General features: G+C 58.9%; 16 protein-coding genes. 6 read left to right on the top strand and 10 right to left on the bottom strand.

Features of this window, described 5'->3' with window-relative positions; translation table 11 throughout:
- Nucleotides 1–20: 20 nt before the first annotated feature.
- From ACFX5Q_RS23605 to ACFX5Q_RS23590, 4 genes are all read right to left on the bottom strand, one after another.
- Entirely contained in the window at nt 21–704 is a 684-nt protein-coding gene (locus tag ACFX5Q_RS23605) for a hypothetical protein (protein ID WP_404281898.1), read from the bottom strand.
- 44 nt (nt 705–748) lie between these two features.
- Nucleotides 749–1291, bottom strand: coding sequence for a toxin-activating lysine-acyltransferase (locus ACFX5Q_RS23600; RefSeq protein WP_404281896.1), 543 nt, complete (start codon nt 1289–1291; stop codon nt 749–751).
- Between the two features lie 156 nt (nt 1292–1447).
- A complete protein-coding gene (locus tag ACFX5Q_RS23595; protein WP_404281894.1) occupies nt 1448–2893 on the bottom strand; it encodes an HlyD family type I secretion periplasmic adaptor subunit in 1446 nt (481 codons plus the stop codon).
- 2 nt (nt 2894–2895) lie between these two features.
- Nucleotides 2896–5064, bottom strand: a complete 2169-nt coding sequence (locus ACFX5Q_RS23590) for a type I secretion system permease/ATPase (RefSeq protein ID WP_404281892.1) — start codon at nt 5062–5064, stop codon at nt 2896–2898.
- Between the two features lie 695 nt (nt 5065–5759).
- Between ACFX5Q_RS23590 and ACFX5Q_RS23585 the strand changes: the two genes are divergently transcribed.
- The 3 genes from ACFX5Q_RS23585 (at nt 5760) to ACFX5Q_RS23575 (ending at nt 10728) form a co-directional block, all read left to right on the top strand.
- Nucleotides 5760–6293, top strand: coding sequence for a MucR family transcriptional regulator (locus tag ACFX5Q_RS23585; protein WP_404282004.1), 534 nt, complete (start codon nt 5760–5762; stop codon nt 6291–6293).
- Nucleotides 6294–9655: 3362 nt separating this feature from the next.
- Nucleotides 9656–10141 (top strand): hypothetical protein, encoded by a 486-nt coding sequence (locus ACFX5Q_RS23580; RefSeq protein ID WP_404281890.1) that lies wholly within the window; start codon nt 9656–9658, stop codon nt 10139–10141.
- A 20-nt stretch (nt 10142–10161) separates the two neighbouring features.
- A complete protein-coding gene (locus ACFX5Q_RS23575; RefSeq protein WP_404281888.1) occupies nt 10162–10728 on the top strand; it encodes a hypothetical protein in 567 nt (188 codons plus the stop codon).
- 274 nt (nt 10729–11002) lie between these two features.
- On the opposite strand, the gene ACFX5Q_RS23570 is transcribed toward ACFX5Q_RS23575, so the two are convergent.
- From ACFX5Q_RS23570 to ACFX5Q_RS23560, 3 genes are all read right to left on the bottom strand, one after another.
- Nucleotides 11003–11512, bottom strand: coding sequence for a hypothetical protein (locus ACFX5Q_RS23570; RefSeq protein ID WP_404281886.1), 510 nt, complete (start codon nt 11510–11512; stop codon nt 11003–11005).
- Nucleotides 11513–11809: 297 nt separating this feature from the next.
- Nucleotides 11810–12238 carry a hypothetical protein gene (locus tag ACFX5Q_RS23565; RefSeq protein WP_404281884.1) on the bottom strand — a complete coding sequence of 143 codons (429 nt, stop codon included), beginning with the start codon at nt 12236–12238 and terminating at the stop codon, nt 11810–11812.
- Between the two features lie 1037 nt (nt 12239–13275).
- Entirely contained in the window at nt 13276–14331 is a 1056-nt protein-coding gene (locus tag ACFX5Q_RS23560; protein ID WP_404281882.1) for an IS110 family transposase, read from the bottom strand.
- A gap of 484 nt (nt 14332–14815) precedes the next feature.
- Between ACFX5Q_RS23560 and ACFX5Q_RS23555 the strand changes: the two genes are divergently transcribed.
- The 3 genes from ACFX5Q_RS23555 to ACFX5Q_RS23545 all read left to right on the top strand — a co-directional run bounded on the left by ACFX5Q_RS23555 (nt 14816) and on the right by ACFX5Q_RS23545 (nt 16670).
- On the top strand, nt 14816–15040 hold the full coding sequence (locus tag ACFX5Q_RS23555) for a hypothetical protein (protein WP_404281881.1): 225 nt from the start codon (nt 14816–14818) through the stop codon (nt 15038–15040).
- Nucleotides 15041–15232: 192 nt separating this feature from the next.
- Entirely contained in the window at nt 15233–15979 is a 747-nt protein-coding gene (locus tag ACFX5Q_RS23550; protein ID WP_404281879.1) for a hypothetical protein, read from the top strand.
- A 145-nt stretch (nt 15980–16124) separates the two neighbouring features.
- Nucleotides 16125–16670 (top strand): hypothetical protein, encoded by a 546-nt coding sequence (locus ACFX5Q_RS23545; RefSeq protein WP_404281877.1) that lies wholly within the window; start codon nt 16125–16127, stop codon nt 16668–16670.
- Here the strand turns inward: ACFX5Q_RS23545 and ACFX5Q_RS23540 are convergent.
- The 3 genes from ACFX5Q_RS23540 to ACFX5Q_RS23530 all read right to left on the bottom strand — a co-directional run bounded on the left by ACFX5Q_RS23540 (nt 16613) and on the right by ACFX5Q_RS23530 (nt 21073).
- On the bottom strand, nt 16613–16921 hold the full coding sequence (locus ACFX5Q_RS23540) for a hypothetical protein (RefSeq protein ID WP_404281875.1): 309 nt from the start codon (nt 16919–16921) through the stop codon (nt 16613–16615). The genes ACFX5Q_RS23545 and ACFX5Q_RS23540 overlap by 58 nt on opposite strands.
- Nucleotides 16922–17232: 311 nt before the next feature.
- Nucleotides 17233–18249, bottom strand: coding sequence for a cyclic nucleotide-binding domain-containing protein (locus ACFX5Q_RS23535; RefSeq protein WP_404281873.1), 1017 nt, complete (start codon nt 18247–18249; stop codon nt 17233–17235).
- A 118-nt stretch (nt 18250–18367) separates the two neighbouring features.
- A complete protein-coding gene (locus ACFX5Q_RS23530) occupies nt 18368–21073 on the bottom strand; it encodes a HEAT repeat domain-containing protein (RefSeq protein ID WP_404282003.1) in 2706 nt (901 codons plus the stop codon).
- Nucleotides 21074–21209 lie beyond the last annotated feature (136 nt).

Genomic DNA, 21209 nt, shown 5'->3' with positions numbered 1-21209 from the left:
GCTAATTGTCCCTTTGCTAATCACCAGTTTTGATCGAAGTCGGCCGCACTCAGGCTATTGGCGAGCGTATGTTTGTCGCGGTAGGGGGAGCCGTCGAGCATCCCGGAATAATGCGCGGGTAACCAGACCAACTTATTCTTGATGCCTTCGGTGATCGGCTCGTCGGTGCTCTCAAGCGTAATCTCATTCCATGAGACATCGGGACCGAGCGTTGCTTTAAGATCCTTCGGATCGACGTCGATCACGGTCTTTGGATCATTGATGTCGGCAAGAGTTACGAGATCTGGTAGATCATTGGGGGTGATCCTGTGCGCGCCGCGCATACGCGCGAGGCGAGATACTTCATCCAGACGATCTTCCAAAGGCGGGCCGTACAGTTCCGAGAGCATATTCCCGCCCGGTCCCGCATCAAGCGACCAGCGTATCGCCTTCTGATATTCTAGCTGATTCTTTGCATGTATCGGGTGAAGCTGACTGGTCAGCAGCGCTATCAGCGGCCTTCTGCCAGGACCGAGATCGAGATACAGAGCTTCCCCATGAAGCTTGTGCATGACCCCGTGCTCAGGGAGCGAGACTTCCCAGAACGTCACTTCAGTCACGCTCGAACCGCGCTTGACGCCTTCGGACGTATTTACCGCGAAGGTTAACTTGTAGCGGTAGCTTTCTGTTCTGAAGTAGTAGCGTGCAACCACAAAGGCCGCCAAGCCTGCCCCGACTGCAAGCAATAGGAAAGACTTCCACCGTGTCCTCATGACGTCGGAGTCTTCGCTTCACGCTCGGCCAACGACGCCTCGAGCGTCGTCACCGTGGTTGTGCCGCTTGCGTCGCGCGTGATCAGTTTGATGGGCTGCTCCTTGAAGGGGCCGGATGCCAGCCATCGTAACGCTGCCCGAATGCCCTCGGCATCCCCTGCTGCGTCAATCAGCCAGGCGATCGTACCACCTGTCCACTGGTCCGGACGCAAACGACGCAATGGGACAGCCTGCGTCTGAAGCAGCCGGTCAACCTCCTCCGATACGAATGCCCATGTCACGGCGGCGATCGGGGCACGAAAGCCGCTCGTCTTGTCCGTGGCCTCGACGATGTAGAACTGCCCCGCAGACACGGCGGGCATCACCATCCACTCGACATCGGCGAAAGAATAGTGCTTGTGGGAAGGGGATCGTGAGAAAACCATCACCAGGTTACCGATACTTGCGGCAACGAGTTGGGAAAGGGCAGCCCCGACCTGCGTCGGCTGAAGCGATTTCAGAAAGTCTGACGCAAGCTTACTATCAACCAAGTCTGCCATGCTCGTTTACCTGTGCTTCATCATTAAGAAAATTCATCAAGATTCTCTCACTCAGCAGCTAAAAGCTAGCTAAAAGCTTCAGACAGGCGGACGCACGGGTTTCTCTGCTTAGTCCTCTGTCGCGCACCATTTCCAAGATGCTGCGAAACCGCCGACTCACCGCTCATGAAACGCCTCATCCGTCATCTCCATTAGTGGATCGAGCAGGAATCCCAACACTCGCCGATCTCCGGTCTTCACCTCTGCCGTAACCGACATGCCGGGGGTCAGCAGCACATTCGACCCGTCGACCCTGATCGCTGTCTCATTGAGCGCAATCCGCAACGGGAACACCAGCGGCCCGTCCGCATCGCGCGCCGTCTCTTGCCTCGCCGCCGGCGGCTGTTGCTGTTGCCCCGCCGGGATCGCATCGTTGGAGACCGTCAGCACCTTGCCGCTCAAAGTCCCATAGCGCGTAAACGGAAATGCCTCGAGCTTGACGCGCGCCTCCTGCCCTTCGTGGACAAAACCCTTATCGCGGTTAGGCAGCATCGCTTCGATCTCAAGTTTCGTGCCGTCCGGCACGATCACCATCAGCTTCTGCGCAGTCTGCACCACTTCGCCCAGCGTGTTGACCTCCAGCTGCTGCACGCGGCCGGCGACCGGCGATTTCAGCACGCTGGAGCGCTCGAACAGCTCGGCCTTAGCGAAGTCCTGGCTCAACTCACCGATCGAGCGGTCGTCCTCGATCAGCTCGGTGTTGACCTTGTCGAGATAGGCCTCGCGGCGCTCGCGCTTCTGCGCGACCAAAGTCTGCACGGTGGCTTCCAGTTCAGCGATCTGGCCTTCGCCGTCGACGGCCGCCATCAGCTGGTCCTGCTCGCCCTGGCGCGCCTCGATCGTGCTCGTCTTAATCCCGACCTTGCGCCTTTCCAGCTGCTCGTAGACATCCAGCCTGTCGCCCGCCAGCGTCACCAGCTTGCGGCGCTCGACCAAGGTGCGATTGCCGCGCTCAATCTCGACGCGCTTCTGCGCGATCGCTGCTTCAAGGCTAGCCTGCTCGGCCTGATAGGCGGCAAGTGATTGGCGCATCTGCTGGCGCTGCAGGTCGACGAGGGATTTTGGCGCGCCGGCGGGTGCTGCGAAATCAGCATCGGCCGAGGGGATGTCCTGCGCCACCGCGGCGACCAGCGCTTCGAGCCGCGCTTCGGAGACCTGGGCGGCTTCAAGATTGCCGGCCAGCTTCTGCCGCTCGGCGGTGTATTCCGACGGGTCGAGCTCGACCAGTACGTCGCCCGCCTCGACATGGGCGCCGAGCCTAGCATGCAGCGCCTTCACAGTGCCGGTGATCAGCGGCTCGATGACCTGCACCTTGCCGATCGGGATCAGCTTGCCCTGCGCGGCGGCGTAGGTGTCGATGCGGCCGAACCACGACCAGGCAAGCGCACCCGTCGCGAACACCATGATCAAAGCCGCGAAGATGCGGGCGGCCGGCGAGGCCGGGGTCTCCAGAATCTCGATCGCCGCGGCCTGGAACTCGCGCTCGTGGCGCTTGAGCGACGGGCGCTTGACGTGCGCTTCCTGCGCCACGCCCTCCTTCACGGCGCTCCAGTAACGGCCCATAGTCACTCCGCCGCCTGCTGGGAGAGATCCGCCGGCCGCTGATCGGCCTGCAGACGGTGAAGCTGGGCGTAGCGGCCGCCTTGCCGCAACAGCTCTTCATGCGTGCCCTGCTCGGTGATGCGGCCGGCCTCGATGGTGAGAATGCGGGTGGCGTCGCGCAAGGCGGCCAGCCGGTGGGCAATGATGAACACCGTGCGCCCCTTGGCCATCTGCCGCATGTTCTGCTGGATGACATATTCGGATTCGTAGTCGAGCGCGCTGGTCGCCTCGTCGAAGATCAGGATGCGTGGATTGGTGACCAGCGCACGGGCAATGGCGATGCGCTGGCGCTGGCCGCCGGAGAGGTTGGCGCCGCGTTCTTCCAGCACCGTGTCATAGCCGGATTTGAGCTGCACGATGAAATCATGCGCGCCGGAAAGCTTCGCCGCTTCAATGACGCGCTCCAGCGGCAGCGCCGGGTCAGCGAGCGCGATATTCTCGCGCACCGTGCGGCGAAACAGGATGTTTTCCTGCAGCACCACGCCGATCTGGCGGCGCAGGCTCCGCGGATCGATCAGCGCCAGGTCGACGCCGTCGATCAGCACGCGGCCGCGCTCCGGCACGTGCAGCCGCTGCAACAGCTTGGCCACCGTGCTCTTGCCCGAGCCGGACGGGCCGACAATGCCGATGATCTCGCCGGGCGTCGTCTGGAACGAGACGTCGCTCAGGATCTCGCGCTCGCCCGGGCGGTAGCGGAAGGTGACGTGATCGAAAGCGGCATGGCCCGATATCTTGCGCAACGAGCCCTGCCCGCCGCCACCCGATATCTCGACCGGCGCGTTGAGGATGTCGCCCAGCCGGTCGACGGAGATGCGCACCTGCTGCAGATCCTGCCAGAGTTGAGCCAGCCGCAGCACCGGCCCGGCGACGCGGCCGGCCATGATGTTGAAGGCAACCAGTTGGCCAACCATCATGTCGCCGGCGACCACCGCCCTGGCGCCGAACCACATGGTGGCGACGATCACTGCCTTGGAGATGAACTGCGCGGCGTTCGACGCAAAATTGGCGAGCCTGGCAGTGCGGAAACCCGCCGCGACATAGCCGGCAAGCTGGTCTTCCCAGCGCCGCTGCATCTGCGGCTCGACCGCCATTGCCTTCAGCGTCTCGACGCCGACGATCGATTCGACCAGGAAAGTCTGGTTCTCGGCGCCGCGGTTGAATTTTTCCTCGATGCGGCGCCGGAACTCCGGCGTCACCGCCATCGACAACGCGACATAGGCCGGGATCGAGCAGATGACGATCAGCGTCAGCCACGGACTGTAGAGATACATGACGGCGAGGAAGACGAAGAGAAATAGCACGTCGAGCAGCACGGTGAGTGCCGAGCCGGTGAGGAAAGAGCGGATGTTCTCCAGCTCATGCACGCGCGCCACGGTCTGGCCGGTCTGCCTTGCCTCGAAATAGGCGATCGGCAGGCCGAGCAGATGGTGGAACAGCTTGGCGCCCAGCGCCACGTCGATGCGGCTAGTGGTGTGTATGGTGGTGTAGGTGCGCAGACCGGTCAGCAGCACCTCGAACATAGACACCGCCGACAGGCCGATTACCAGCACCTCGAGCGTCGTCATGCCGTTGTGGACCAGTACCTTGTCGATCACCAGTTGGAAGAAGATCGGCGAGATCAGACCGAGCAGCTGCACGAAGAACGAGGCCAGCAGCACTTCTGCGAAAATCCAGCGGTAGCGAATGATCTCGGGAATGAACCAGGAGAAATCGAAGCGCTTGGTAAAGCCCTGCGCGAAGGCACGGCTGGTGATGAGAATGACATAGCCGCTCCACAACGCCTCGAAATCGGCGCGAGAAAGCTCCTGCGGTGCGCCAATCTCCGGATCCTGCAGCAGCACGTTGCCGGCAGAAATCGCAGCCAGCAGCGCAAAGCCGCCGTCCTTCTTCTGGATAATGGCCGGCAGCGGCAATCGATCCAGCCGCCTCAGCGAAGGCTGCACGATCCGTGCCTTGAGTTTCAGCCGCTTCGCGGCCCTGACAATATCGACGCGATCTGCCACCCGCTCGCCAAGCCCAAGGTCGTGGCGAATGGCATCTGGATCGGCCGGCTGGCGCAAATACTGCGTCAGCAGCGTCAAGCAGACGACGCCGCTATCCAATCCGACAACTATCGGTGTAACTGCGCCCAACTGTTTCCCCACCAAACAACACTTTGTTGCTTGTTTTCCTTTATCCACTGTAGAGTGTCGCTCAAGCAATCAGCAAAAATTGAAAAAACACAAACGTAAGAACAACTCTTCGTGATCAATATTTTAGTAGTAAATAATATACGTATAGGCCATCCCGGAACGATCGCTCACATCACAAACAGGGTGGTAAGCCTCATGCCGAGGGAGCTGCTGGCCGCAGCAACTCTACGGATGCAACGGCGAAATCGTGTTGTCGCTAACATTGTAATGCTGAGCGACCTCCCGCCGACCCTTCCCCTGCTGCCAATCTGGCTAGCGCCTCGCGACGCTGCTACGGTGAAAGCTGGGTTTGCGGCCAAATTTAACCCTCCTAGCCATGGCGCGCAGCGGGCTGCAGCAATGGCCGAGTTCGGACTTCCATTTACCTGGTGACGTGGTCCATGCCGTGTAGCGGCACTAAAGTGGAACGAATCGCAGTGGCGAACGCGGCCGGGCGCCGGGCCTCTCTTGGCATTAGTCGACAGCGGCTTGTCCGGTAGTTATCCGCAGCCGATCAGAACGATGACAGCGAAGCTTACCTTTATTATATTGGCGAGAGATGTGGATTGTAGAAAGGAAACGCACTATTTCCCTCATTGGCGGAATGGGCAAATCACACATCTTTAGTGCGTCCGATAAGACAAGAGGAAAACTCTATGACGATTTCTCCCGAACAAGACGGCCAAACGGATATCGTATCGATCGCCGCTGACATTGTCGCCGCCTATGTGTCGAACAATCCACTGCCGGTCGGCGAACTGCCGAAGTTGATCGGCGATATCCATGCCGCTCTGCAAGGGATCGGCACGCCGGCGACCGAACCTGTGGTCAAGCAGGAACCGGCAGTCTCGATCAGAAAGTCGGTGACGCCGGATTACATCATCTGCCTGGAAGACGGAAAGAAGTTTAAATCCCTGAAGCGCCATATCGGAGTCCACTACAATCTGAGCCCCGAGGAATACCGCCAGAAATGGAACCTGCCCTCCGACTATCCGATGGTGGCGCCGAACTACGCAGCCACCCGCTCGGCCATGGCGAAATCAATAGGGCTCGGGCGCAAGGCGACCGCGCCCACGCCGGCCGCGGCAGAAAGCCCAAGACGAGCTGTTCGCGCGGCAGCAGCGGCAACAACCCCAGTGGCAGTCAAGTCGCCGATGAAGAAGGCGCGCAAGGCATCCGCCAAAGCGTAGCGTGCTGCCACCTGACCAGAGGTGTCAGGCAGTGGCGAACCTGAACATGACGAAGCCTTGCGGCGGGGCTTCGTGTTAGGTCGGATCACTCTGCGGCACGGCGAGACCAGATGAGCGAGAACTCGTTTTCGGTGTCGGTCTCGACCAGGGTCGGGTAGATCTCCGACCTGCTAGGGCCACAAAGATGGTCAGAAGATCAGTTACGAGTTGGTGCGGGATAACCGTTCCGGAAAGGCGTCAGCCGGTGAGCTTCGAGCGATCTGATGGAGGCTGACTGGCCTCGCGGCGGTCGGTCCTATCCCTTCCACATCGTCGAGCGGAGGAGAGCCTGCATGTGCTCTGCCAGGTCGAGTTCGCCGCGCGCCTCGATCTCCAAGAGATATCGGGCCTTGGCCAAGCGGTCCCATTCCCTGACCGCAGGATAAGCGCAGATGGCCAGCAGAGCGCGCTTTCCTCGGCTCGGTTGGCTCTTTCATAGTCGCAGTTGCTACCGCCGATTTCGTGGACGGCTTTGCCGAACGCCGCGGCCGTCTTGTGCACTCTAATCAGCGCCCGCAGTTCGTAGGACGGTTCTCGGTCTAGGCGCGGTGGCTCTGTCGCGAGAGCCGTTGCCGCAACCATCGAGGCGGCGGCGGCTCTGCCGGAGTGGAGAAGCAAGGCGCGGCGGTTGATCTTGAACGTGGTGATTCTCCTCTTCGGTGCTGCACTCGACAAGCGCCGCGATAGAGCCTGGACGTATTGGCACGCTTGCCGCGAAGGAGCGCTTCTGGAGGGACCGATGCATCTTTGACTATCCGCTGCGCGTTGGGAACATTCGCAGCAGACACGCTCGGCCGCCATCCGACGGCCGACGCTGGCGATCGAGGCCCGTCATCGGAGGTCGGGCCGACGCGCACGGACCGTGCCTGCCGGAGAGTCAAAGGAACCGCGTCAACGAGGCTCCGCCATTGTCGATTTTCAGCAACTGAATGACCTCCCAACTGAACCCCACCTCAGACGAGCGGCCTCCCGTTGCCGGAAGGTAGTTGCCGGTCGAGCCAAGTGCCGCCGCCTGGCACATGTTGATTCGAAGAATGTGCGCGGGAAGCCCTAGCCAGCAATTTGGTCACCTGTTCGCCAGCCGTCGCCCCCGGACGCGCCCCCCTTCCCGGCTCTGGCTCCTTGCCAGTCACGGCCCCAGGGCACCGCACATCGCACTAAGCCACGGAAACCACTGAGAAATCGTCATCACTGCAATGTGCGGGGAACATCCACACATTGCGAAATCGCTGCATAACCCATTGAAAAACAACGACCGGACGACGCGAAACCTCGCGGCCTTTTATCTTGCCATCTTAATCGGTTGTGTTTGGCTATACTGTTTTCCCATCGTCGTTACTCCTTCCGGCTACGATAGTATACGAATCTATTCTCTTTGCTACGATTCCGCTTTTGAACGTCGAGTTCCGATGCGCCGTGCAATCTTCCGCGCTCTGCGACGGGGTGTTTGGGCTGCATGGTTGCAGCGCTCGAGCCGTCGTGGCGCACTTTTCCAAAAGACTCGATGACGCCGTTGCGAAGCTTCAGGGCGCGATCGCAGGTCGCCGCAATCGACATACGATGGGTGATGATGACGACCGTGGCGCCGCCGCGTCTTGCCTCTGCAATCGCACGCTCAAGTGCCGCCTCACCTTTACCTGTTCAATTGTGAACCCAGCTTCGAAGAGCCGGCTCGTTCCTTCGTGCCGCAAATCATGAAAATGAAGGTCGTGGATGTCCAGGTCAGCGCACCCTCGACGGAAGGCGGTGCCGATTGACCTATGATGGATGGGGCAGATAGATAAGTAATATCAGGTAGTTGCGGGAGACCGTGCGCAAAAATCGCACACGAAAGTTCTGCTTCTCTTCTTTTTTCGTTCCCACGACGGAGCCGTCGACAGCCCTATTCGGACGCTCTTTTGCCGACGATATTGACCGTCCCATTGCGGACGTTCGCTGCGATATCCGTACCCTTATTGTCCGATGCGGCGTCCAATTCGCCTGGGCTTCCTGGAAGCTTTTCGAACTTTCTGGGTCGCGCCTCAACCCGAATTGCGTGTGCTTGTGGGACAAATTGGGACGTTAGATTCGGTTCTAGGAAGAATTTGAGGAGGCATCGACTTTCTGGGACGCGTGCCTCCCTGGTCGTGAACGTCAGCACGCCCCCCAATAGTTCTACTGAACGGCGGCCATGCGCCGCATCTCGGCCATTCCCGCCCTCCTGTCTATCTTCCAGAAGCGGACATCGCTGGTGCCGACGCCATTGTCGGACTTTGCGCCGCATCTCGGCCGAACAGATCAGCTCTGCTGTTTCCTGAAAGCTGACGTCGCACGCAACCGCCCCAGAGGTCGTGGTGGCGCCGCGGGCTGCTGTTCAGGGCAAATAGGAGAAAGTGAGTAGCAAAAACAAGTCTAAAAATGTACGAACCGGCAGACAAAATATTTATCAATGCCCACAACATGACTGTTGCCTTTTCCAATAAAAAATTGATTCTAGACTAGCGGCGGCGATTAATACATAAGAAGTAACTAATATTAAAAATCTCATACTGGGCTAGGATACTCCAAGCTTAGTAGCCGAAGCGGTTAGTGCGGTTCTGGGGCTTTGGGGCGAACTATCCATGACAAGATCGGCAACTTTGCTGGCGTCTATGGTTGTCTTGGCCGTGTTACTTGGCCTTGGCTATTGGGCGGTCGGAGGATTCACCCGATTGTCCAGGTCGATCTTACCTGGAATGCCTACTTCCGCATCGAGAAGTATGGAGCCCCATGAATTTGTTTTCAAATTTGACGCTTCTACGCTGCAAGGCGGTACGGGAGAGAAGGGTCGAACCGCAGAAATAGCGGAATGGAAGCTTACCGTATCGAAAGCGTTCCTATCGACGGAAGTAGGTTCCAATGACGCTATTGGAGGGCGCAGGGGTGAGAGATCGTTTCATGCCGCCCATCTTTTCGCCTTGCTTGATCCCGCGGCGAGAGAATTTTCGCCGGCAATCCTGGCCGACCCTGCTGCAGATCTCACAGAAAGATTTTTCATCATACCCACGAATGGACGCGCAGGGAAAGCTCTGTCGGACAACCCGCGATGTCTACGAAACGACGAATTGGATGATCTTCTCCGCACCTCACTAGCACTAAAACGGTCTCGATGTGATCCTGATGTGCGAAATGTAAGATGCGAGGTTTCGTTGAGTTACAAGGGTTGGTTGGTTAGTGTTCTTGTCCCAAAGAAGCATTACTACGATAGTGACAAGAAATACTGCCAGCCAGTTATTGAATTTCTGGACAGGCATACCGAGCATATTACGCGTATTGACGCAATCAGGCCTTGATGGAGGGAAAAGATGTCTGAGACGTACGTTGCGCCGAATGGAGAAGCAGGGCTGACTGATCGCGAGGTCGCGGTGCTCTCGGGCTTGGCAGATGCTCACAACCGGGGTGGGTTCTACATGGCTTACAACGCCATGATGGACAGCGGTGAAGCATCGCTGCAGTCCCGAATCGCGACGTTCTCCGGTCCGGTCGGAGGGGTGGCTCTCGCATCAAATCGAATCCTCCAGGTCGTATTTGGTCCGGGCAGCGACGCCGACCCAGAGTACACTGGAATATATCATCTTTCACAGAAAGTCGCCGACGCTGCGCTCGATGCAATCGTAAATGACCTATCAACTGGAACCAATTCGGACGGAAGTGCAGATGGATACATTACCGATGAGGCCTTTTTTAATAGCGCTGTCAAGGCTTGGGAGGGCATTGAAACCTACTTCCCCGGCAATCTGTTGCTGGAGAGCATACCACGACTTTGCCCCTCGTCACGGGCAGGACCGTAGCTGCCCGAACAACAAATGCAATGATGGGATCGCGGCCAACCGAGTTTGCTCGCAAGACTCTGGAAGAGGACCAATCGGACGATCCCGCTGTAACGGTGTGGCGCGAATGGCAGGACGCCTTCAAATTGACCGAGCGGCTGTGCCGTGAGCAACAACGCTTAGAGCGAAAGCTCGCCGAAACTATTGGCTTTCCGAGTGCGACGATACTCTCGAATGGTGAGAGCGTGACACTGCATTCACTGAAGGAAATTCGTGGATCACTAAGCGTCGACCCCGTTGACGCAGCGGTTCGCGCGAAGGCTGAAGCCGACTTCGCGGCCCATCAGGCTCACTGGGATGCTGCCGACAGGGAAATAGGGTACTCCGCCGCGATGCTTGCTGAGCACGAGGCGGCCAACCGAGTAGAGGCTTTGCTCGAAGAATTGTCTGAAACGCCTGCCACTACCCTTGCCGGCGTAGGAGCCAAGCTTGATGCAGTGCTTAAGGAAGGTCAGTCGTCTGAAGACGATGCCGAGTTTCCCTGGCCCCAAATCCGCTCGGCCATCGACGATATTGTCCGGATTAGCCGGCAGAGAGAGCTGGGTTGAAGGCGTTGATGCGTTTCGCAGTTCTGTAACTCACCAAGCGTTCGGAAATTTGCTGAGTTCCTGGCGGCGCACCGTGACAGACTCACATTCCGGGAGTGACAGATGCAACAGCGAGAGGCCTTGTCGGAATCGAAACCGCCTCCTCCTGTTACGGTATGGGAAAAGCCTAAACCTACAAGCCCCCATCCCGCTGACAAGCATGTCGGCAGGCAGATTGCGATCGTTCGTGTTCAGTCGGACGTATCGCAAGCACAGCTTGCCCGATCGATAGGCATCAGCTTTCAGCCTCATGGAGCGCTGCTGCGCCTTCCGGCGTGTTGAGCATCGCTTCGATCTCGGCCGCAGTAAGCTTACCGCCGGCTGCGCCTTTGGCGCCTTCGTCATCGCCGACCCCAGCCTTTGCCAGCACCCACGACAACGCCTTTTTGAACAGTTCGGATTCGACGATCCCGAGCAGATTGTCGCGGACAGTCTCACCGAGGCCGGTTTCCCAAACGAGGCCGAGCGATGCGGCGGTCGCGCCATAATTGCCTGCCATCCGCTCAGCGCTTGCGAGACCCGAGGCTTCGTTAACGAGGCCGCCATGGAAAAACAGTACCAGTCGCGTCGAGCCGCCCAGCGCATCCCCTAGCAGATGTACGACATCGTCGGGTGTGCTCGCAAGCCGACCGCTCGCAGCGAAGGTTCCATCTGCCCCGAGATTGATCCAACACTGCGATTCCATGACAGCCCCCGCCGCCCGATCGGTGCAATGAATTTGTACACCAACAGCGAAGAAGAACAAATCACTGGGGACAAACCGCCATGGTGACGTCGGCTTAGCACTGCCTGCTAGATGGGTGATTGCAGCACATCGCCCTTAGCGGTGTAAGATTCAATACTTAAGCGAAATGGCAGGTAAGCCTTTAGGTGGCCCCCAAAAACTGACTGGAGGGAAAAGTCCGCCATCTCAGACGCCACATTCAATGTAAAACGACGTCTGCTTTCAGGCGCTCGTGCTAACCTGTCAACTGACCGACTTGCGGCGCATGGCAGACATTCCTGGGTCTGACCGTCTACGCGCCCGGTCCTATCATGCCTTTCACATCGTAGAGCGGAGAAGAGCCTGCATGTGTTCTGGCAGGTCGAGTTCGCCGCGCGCCTCGATCTCCAAAAGGTATCGGGCCTTGGCCAGGCGATCGACTTCCCTGACCGCAGGATAGGCGCCGATGGCCAGTAGTGCCCTCTCCTCCTTTAGGCCAGCCTTGATGTGGTCGCGGCTGCGGTTGCCCTTTTCGTGGACGGCCCTGCCGAATGATATGTACGCTGTCTTGTGCGCCTCAATCAGCCCTTGCAGGTTGTTGGACGGCTGCCGATCTCGGCTCAGCGGCTTTGTGCCGAGAGCGTTTGCAGCAACGGTCGAGGCGGCGACTGCGCAGCCGGAATGGAAAAGCAAGGCGCGGCGACTGATCCTGGACGTGGTAACTCTCCTCTTCACTTCACGACTGGCCGGATCGGATGCTGTGAACATCAATAGCACCGTAACACGACGGTTCGCCCATTCATGTCAGGATGGACGGCTCGCGACGACCCTACAGTTATCCAGCGTGGGCCGATGCGGCGAGGGCGTCCGCACCGTTGGTACGCTTGTCATGCGCTCGTCGTCGAGGTCGCAAGATCAGACCTACGGCAGCCTTTGCCGCGAACGGTACGCCTTAACTTGGACAAAGAAACTCGGAAACCTTCTCTGCGAGAGGGATGTCCGCAACCGACAAGCCAGCGCTCGGCCGCCATCCGACGGCCGACGCTGGCGGCTTGGCGCCACCCGGTCGCAGAAGGGTCGCTGCGCCAACGCTAACGCCAGCCACAGCGAGCAAAGCACGGGCATGTTCTGCGCCATGGACCTCACAACTCAGTGGCGCTCCGCCGAAAACTCGTCGCATCGAGTCGCTCGTCGATCCTGGCGCCGCGTCCGCAACGCGCCCCTTCCCGGCACCAGCATCTTCCGATCAGACCGAAGCACCGCACCCTGTACTAAGCCGCTGAAACAAATGAAAAATTCCTATCGCCGCAAGGTGCGCGCAACCCGCACACATTGCAAAATCAAAGCGTAACCAATTGAAACGAAACGACCGCAGAAGGGCAGCACATTGCTGCCTTTTATCCTGCCGTCTTAATCGGTCGTATTTGGCGATACTTCGTGCCCATCGTCGTTCCTTTCTTTTTGTGCGATAATATACGAATCTATTCTCCGCGCTACGATTCCGCTTTTGGGCGTCGAGTTCCGATGCGCCGTGCAGTCTTCCGCGCTCTGCGACGGGATAGTTTCGCTGCTTATTTGCAGCGCTCGAACCGTCGTGGCGCACTTTTCCATCGGACTGACGGAGCATCGTCACAGGCAATCGAGCGCGGTCCGGCCGTCTGTCGATCGGCGCGGCCGCAGGCAAGATAACGTGCGTTCCGTCGTTCCTGGTCTGCATCGGTCCTCATCCGCCAAGGCGGATCTCCGTGTTCAGTTGGCGTCGTTCAGGTCGCTGACGCCCTGCGTTTCATTTGATGATCCCCTGCTCATCGATGGGCTCCGAGCAGCTTGCGGTCCTTAAGATGAGCGCGCTGGGCAGCGTCGGTTCGGCTCGCCGCCGGATCGCCGACGTAGAACGTTCCGTCGCTCCACATGGCGTGCATGATCACCGCCAGCTTGCGCGCCACCGCCACGCACGCCTTGCGATGGCAGGAGCGCTTGGCGATTTCCCGGCCCCAGCTTTTGACCTTGTCCGTGCCGCGGAAGCGCCTCATCAGCGCCGAGGCTGCCTCGTAGAGCGAGCGCCGCACGTCCGCGTCGCCAGCTTTGGAGATGCGTCCCTGGACGATCGATGTTCCGGATTGCCAGCGCCGCGAGGTCAGCCCGAAGTAGGCGGCGACGTCACGCGAGCGGCGGAAGCGCGACGGATCGTCGATCGCGGTCATGAAGGAGAGCGCCGTCACCGGGCCGACGCCGGGGATCGCCATGAAGCGCCGGCACGGCTCGCTGCGTGCGACGATCTTCACCACGAGATCGTGCAGCCGGCAATATTCTCGCCACAACGCCGCGCGCGCCGACAGCATGGCGTCCATCAGCTCGGACGACAGCGGATCGTCCACCACAGCCTGGCGCACCGCCTGCTCGAAGGCCCCGCGGCCGACCTTGCCCAAGCGGATGCCGAACGCCTTCAGCGAATGGCGGACGGCGTTTTCCAGGTCGAGGAACTTGGCCTTCAGATTGCGCCGGTGGGTCAGCAAAAGCCGCGTCCGGTAGCAGCTTTGCGACTTGATATAGGCCTGCCGGAACCAGCCGGTGCGCATGATGTGGGCGATGCCGAGTGCATCGGCCTTGTCGGTCTTGTTGCGCTGTGCCGACATCGCGGCGCGCACGTGCTGTGTCTCCAGGCAGATGGCCGGCAGACCGAGTTTCTTGAGTTCGGGATGCAGCCGGGGCGACAGCGATCCCGCCTCGTGGCCGACGCGCCGCAGGCGCGACAGAAACGATTTCAACACCGCAAACAGCGCGTCGGGATCCGTCACCGCCGTCGTCTCAAGATGCACCGTGCCATGATCGTCGACGACGCACACCGCGGTCTCGTCCATCGCCACGTCCAGCCCACAAAAAAATTCCTCGTTCGCCTCCTGCGTTGCTTCACAGGCGCAGATTTTGACGCCGAGTCGCCGACGGCCGCCAGTTGACCCGCGGCCGACGCACAGCTTTGCCGCTCGACCAAGCGCCCGCCCCGATTACGGGCGGCAATCGGTTTTCAGTCGCATTTCGCGGCCCTTCCTCGATAGCACCAACCCTCGCTCAGCCGCGAGGTACAATCCGGCAGCCCCCTGTTGCCCGAGGATCTACTAGGAGAGGCAGATGCTTTCTAAAACACACGACTGATGCCTAGCTGGCGCAAAGTCTCAGCTGCGGCCGATCTGCAGCCGCTTTGATGGTGGAAGCGCGTTGTTGGCACGATCGCGGGCACGGTAAAATTGCCAAGCTTGAGCCTAGACGAGATTGAATGGCCTGTCATATCGACACTGCGATGACGTGTCAGAAGCAACCTCGCTGAGCAAATAGAGGAGAGCACGCGTGTGGCAGAATGACATTCTTGTGTTGCCCGACGATCTGATTGCGTTCGCCTGGTCGGCGCCGATGCAGGACTTGGCAGCGAAGCTCGATCTGTCTGATGTCGGTCTAAAGAAGCTGCTGACGCGATGCGGAGTCGCGTCCCCGCCGCAGGGATATTGGAACAAAATCCGTGCCGGAAAGAGGGTGCCAGCACTACCCAAGGCGCCACCGCGGCGCCCCGGTTAACTGGGCCGAGCAAGTGTCGACGCTCGCTTCAAAAAGGTGCTGTCGATTGCAGCCCCTCTCGCATCCAATGGTCCATTTGCATTCGCGTTGGTTCCAGAAGATCTCGACGAACTCCACGCACAGGAGTTGAAGGCGATTGGCAAAGTTTCCGTCCCACAGACGTTGGACAGGCCTCACAAAGGGCTCGTTCAAATGCTCAAGCAGGAGCAGCGTCGCCGTGACAAAAACGCGGAGCGCGAGTGGACCTGGGACGAACCCAAGTTCGACAATCCGTTAGGCAAGCGGCGGCTGAAAATCTTCAATGCGCTGTTTTTGGCGCTCAGCAAACGCGGCCATGACGGTGACGCCTACGAGCACGATGGCGAAATCCATGCGCGAGCAATCATCGGCGACACCCACGTGGGTCTGGACATACAAATAGTCGGCAGCCACCGGACCGTGCGCCATCAGGGCTACCTGCGGCCGGCGCCAGACCTGCCAGCATCAACCCCGCTCGCTCTGCGGGTCGATTCGGGTTTCGACCGCAAGAATACGGTTTCTTGGCAGGATGACGGTGACGCCAAGCTTGAGTCAAAGATCGCTGAGATTGTGGCTTCGATCATCGTGGCGGGCGAGAAGAAGTTCCGACTTAGCCTGCGGGAAGCCGAGGAGCGTGCAGAGCGGGAGCGGATTGAAAAGGAAAAACGCCGCCAGGAACACTTGGCCCAACTCAACCAAAAGCGCCTGCAAAACCTGCGGAACAGCGGAGAGCTACTTCGTCAAGCTGAAGATATTCGCGCGCTTGTTGAGCGCGTCCGTCGCGCGATCGATGAAGGTTCGGCTGATATCGATTCCTCGGTACTGGAAGCATGGCAACGTTGGGCACTCGCAGAGGCAGACAGGATCGATCCAGTGCGGTCTGGTCAAATTTTAACGCATCTCAACGAGCCGTCGCTATAGTAAGTCGACCGACGCCTTTCTGACCGACTGCCCGGCTGTAGACGAACATCGCAGGGAGCGATTTGAAATAGCGAAGTGAAGAGACGCGCGACGCCATGGATCTTACTCTACGAAGTTTGCACCTTAGCATTTTCAAATCGCGCAAATGACGATCGAAGAACGCAAATATCCCGGTGAGCTTGCATCCCCGCAGCAGCTTCACGAGCTGGCGGAAGAATACCGCAAGGCGGCACACTTGCTCCTTCAACAAGGCCGACCCGGCAAACCGTTGACACGCGCGCCGTTCAGATTGTCGGCAATCCATGCGATCGAACTCTATCTGACCGCGCTCTTGCTCCACCGTGGGCACAATCCCAATCAGATCCGCAAAATGCAGCACGACCTGTCGGCGCGTACAGAACACGCGCTGGAATCCGGGCTGCGCCTTCGCACGAAAACCGCCACGCATCTTCAGTCCCTCAGCCATAACCGGGAATATCTCGTCACCCGTTGCGGCCCTGAACTGGCGGCAACCGCCTCGCAGATAAACCGCCTTACCGCCACCCTTGAAGAGGTGGCGGCAAAGGTCACGATATTGATCGCGCTGCGCCCTAGAACGCCGCGGAAATCAAAACTTGCTGCGGACGGCGAGGCTCAAGGCCTGGATTCGGCGGCCTCTCTGTCCGCTTCGGTTGCCAATCCAATGACATGATGCACCAGGAATACGTCGATGTAGTACGCAACCTCGTCGCGTGGCATTGGCAACTTGTCAGGGGTGATCAGATCAGTGAACAGTTGATTGTCGACGTAGTCACCAGCATCCCAAAGGCTTCTGGTTAGCGCCTCGTTGTTCGGTTCGATCCGCTCAAGGACAGCCTCGAACGCTGAGTTGGCGGCATCAATAAGTACAGAGCGATCGGCCCCGCCGACTGGCAGGGACGCAATAACGGCATGGGAATCCATGAAAGAATTTCCTTTTGGAATGGCGGTCTCTTGCCTCAGCATTTTCGGCCGCCATGCCGACGCTGGTTCTCAAAATGGTGGCTGGTCGAGGCGCCAGGCGCCACCTGTGCTCACATGCGCGGCAGCAGGATACGCTGGAATTCAGCAGATGCAATCCCAAGCGGGGTTGCTGTTTGGGCGCGAACGCGATCCCAAACGCTCGGAGACCTCGTCGGCTCTATTGTTGAGCCTGACGCAACAAAGGTCGGAAATGTGCCGGAAGGGTCGTCGCGCCCAATCACAATGGTCAGGCATGCGCAGAGTCTCGACGACTAGCATTGCCCCCCCTCATCCTTGGGCCGCTTGCTGAATAGCGCCTCAGCCACGCCGGGATAGCGTCCAATTCGGCGCATGTGCGAAGCAGTAAGGATCAGCACCACGGTGTCTGCAAGCGCGACTGTTGTCTCGCGGCGGATCCCACCGCTGAAAAACTCAGCCTCCGCGAATCCTTGCCCTACGGTCACGGTCCCGCAATCGCGCCCGTGCTCGTCTTCCCTCCTGAGCGCACCCTTGAGGCAAACAAATGCCGTCTGGTCCACTTCTCCAGCGGTCGTAAGTATGTCCCCGTCGCGTAGGATGAGGACATCAGTATGAAGAATAAGATCGTCATAGAGAAGTGAAGGAAGGCTCCGCTCCCAAGCAGCCAAGCTGGCGGGCGCTACCCCTATCGCCAAAAGGCGGTCATGCGCCGAGCCGCCTACCTCAAGAGCCGACAATGCCCGGTAGTCAGACGCATACCTGGCGAACCAATCCGCGGCTTCTCGATCATGCTCATGTTCCGCGAACAACCGCAGGAGTGGCGACTTGGCTCGCCGCAAATACGACATGTCTCGCACGAGCATTACGATCGGGAGGTGATATCCGAATACCGGGTCGTTGACCCCTTCCGTGAAGCGACGATACCCAAGTCGCTCAAAATATCGAAGCCAAATTGAATTGGTCTCCCCGAAGTTGAACCGCACTCCGCGAGCAAGGGCCAGATCCACGCCGACGTCAATGAACCTGCGGATCGCGCTCGATTTTCGTATTCGGCGGTCGAGCATGAATCGGCTGGTCGTAGCGATCGATACAACGCCAAACCTCTCTGCAAACGGACGCAGTTGCCGCCTTTCGAGAATCTCATCTTGGTTCGGGACATCACCGAGAACCGTGCACCGAAGCGTGCCCAACACTTCCTCGTGTTGGTCAATGATCGCGTATATCGTGCTCCATTGGTCCAAATCGTCGGATATCTCACGACGTTGATGGTCGGCCTCAGGATGCCGGAACCGTAGCTCTTCCACGAACACTTTGTATCGAAAGGCCGCGACTGAGCGAAACTCGGCAGCCGAGCGAACGGTGATCAGGCGGAGCGAGTGGCGTCCCTCATCTGCGGAGGTCTCACATTCGCAAGGTGAGTTCGGTGCACTAGGCATCTTGACCCCACATAATATTCTGCGAGGCTACCATCGCGGCATCGCGCACCTCGTCACCCTCTTGTGGATCATCGGCAAGGCGCAGCAACTCGGGAAGTGCGGCTGCTGCACCAAGGCGATCGAGAGCGACGATCACTGTCAGACGCCGAAGGTCGCTTGGACGTTGGTCACCTTGGCGGCGCGGCCCCTCGGGCGCCGGCCAACCTATCGGCCAATTTTGTAGATCGAGAAGGCGGATTAGTGTTAGCACGCTGTCCGGATCGCCATATTGTCCGAGCGCACGGATCGCTTCGGCGGCTGCAGCCCGGTCGCGTTCGCCATCGAGCCACTGCATGAGAAGGGTTCTGGCAGCTGTCGTTTGTAAAAGACCCAAGCCACGATACGCAAGGATGCGGCCGGAAGGATCCGAAGGATTTCTTTCTGCAAGAAATTGGTTCGCATATTGGAGAAACGCAGGACTACCGAGTGCGGCGAGTGCCAATAGAGAATGTCTAAACACCGCGGCGGGAATGTCGGGATTGACCAAAAGGCTCTCGATCCAGTCCACGAGAACACTGACACGATGCCTCATCGCGAAGCGCAATATCTCCGAAGAAAGCGCAGTGCGCCTATCCACCGCAAGATCGCTAAGGAGAACTCGACCTACGGCTTCGGCACTTTGAGCGGTCGTTACGCTGAGGATCGCACGAAGAGACTCTTTCCAAGCCCCCGTCACGGTCACGGCTCGCAGCAGGGGAATGGTGCTCTCTGAATCAAGTTTAACTAGCGTCGCGACCGCCGCCGCGCGGCTCGCGCCGAAGGTATCGCCGCTACTCGCAATCTGCTGCAGCCTTGAGAATAGACTTGGATCAAGGAAACAGCGATGCATGCTCAGCAGACGTGCGCGCTTACTGTCATCCGCAGCCGCATCTAAGGTGTCACGGAATAGGTTCAGGTCGAGTTCGGTCTCGCCGCGATTGTAGTGAAACACGAAGCAATTCTGCAACGTCGGATCATCCCGCCTGAAGGCGTACTCAAAAACCTGCTCGACCAGCCGACTATCCTGGAAGCTGCCTAGAACAGCCATGGTGAGGTTAAGCTGGTCGCTATTGACCGCGGCCTCCATGTTCAACTTTAACTCGCTCTTTGCCCCAACAGGCTGTAGGTCGATCAAAGCCCGAGCTGCCGCGCTACGCAGATAGCAAGAAGGTGACGAGAGCATCTTGACGATATGTGTAGCCGGAAACCCTGCTTGCGCCGTCGCTTCGATGACTGATCCCATCGTGCTCAGCACGGTATCCGATATTGGCGCCGAGGCGAACTGATCCCAAATCGCCCGCAGATTCTGGCCAGAGAACCGGTCGCCACACAATCCAAAAAGACGCACCACTGTTGGTAGACTCATGGGCTGCTCGACTTTTGGATTAGGGGAAAGAGAGCTCCCAAACGAGACGACCTCCTCCATCAAACCTTCGTGCGTGCGACACAATGCAGCCAATGCCTCGTCAACCTCAAAGGCTTGATTTGGCCTTTGACGGCCCGACCGAGCCGTCACCAACGCGTGGGCCAACTGCTGCAGCATCACATTTGGAAGGGCGGGACAATCACTTGCCGCGCGGGCAGCCAGAAGCAGCCTTGCCAAAATCGCTTTGTTCTCGGCGCCGCCCCAAATCATGCCGATTTGCTGCGCCGCGACATCCCGAGGGAGTAGACCGCACACGAGCCTGATCACCTCTTCCCACCGCGGCACGAGCAGCATTTGCTCAAAGATGGCCGTGTACCGCCCTGTCTCGACCACTGCGACTGCGGTCAAGTATTCTTGGAAGGTTAAGTGCAGAAATCGATAGTGACCGACACCCTGTCGCACTAGGATTCCGTCGACTTCGACAAGTTCATGGATCACATCGTCCGATTCAATACTTGATCGGCTACCCGAGAAGAAGTTCTCAATTTGAAGCAGCAGTTCAGCTTCTGAGAGTACCTCCCGCGAGTCGAGGAAATTATCGACCGCCAAGCGCTTTAGGAGGCGCAGCTTGACTCCCGGCGTAAGTTTGGCCTGAGAGGAGGTCCTCCGGCGGTGCAGCAGTGCACTGATCGACTTCTCGTAGAGCGCTGTTCTTGCCACTGGAAGCATGAACGATGGTTCGTTCTCGGCAACGACGGCCATAAGCGACAGGAGCAACGGATTGCGTGCAAAGCCCAGAACCCCTCTATGGGCGTTGATTTGTTGTTCGAGGCTGGATGCTCGCTCTGGAAGAGAGGCAAACCATTGTGAGAGGAAGCGTCGCTGCTGCGCCACGCTGAAGCCGATGCACTCGAATTGGCGGAAATCACTAGGAAACAGACCGCGAGGGAGCGAGACGGTGCGACAGGTGATGAATACTTGGTTTCCAAAAGACGCGAGCCGTTTGAGCTCGTCTACGAGCAACGCATGATGTGCGCGCGACAGTTCGTCGAGGCCATCCAGCAAGAGAACCGCGTTCCCACCTTCCAAAGCCTTTAGGAGGAATTCAGCGACCCCGGAATGGGCAATCTTGACCCACGCCTCAATGCATCCCAGTCCTACTACAAGGCTCGCCAGGGGAATGATGAGCGGCGTACGCTCGCGCAAAAGCTCACCCTTGGATATCCGGCGAACGATATGTCGCAAAAGTGTCGTCTTGCCACATCCTGGTTCCCCAACGATAATCGCCTTTTGTTGGGCTAAGACCTCCAGCATCGCTACCGTCTGCTCTCCCCGCGCGGCTTGCGGTCCTCCACGATCCCTTCGTACAGACCTAATCGAGACCCCACCAGCCGTCACCACTCCGATCTCTCCCCCCGTTCCGACGGTAAAACGCTGCCCGGCCGCTCCG

Source organism: Mesorhizobium sp. IMUNJ 23033, from assembly GCF_044778005.1.
Lineage (GTDB): Bacteria > Pseudomonadota > Alphaproteobacteria > Rhizobiales > Rhizobiaceae > Mesorhizobium > Mesorhizobium amorphae_A.
The sequence above is the reverse complement of the archived record's forward strand: the minus strand, read 5'-3'. Positions and strand labels throughout refer to the sequence as shown.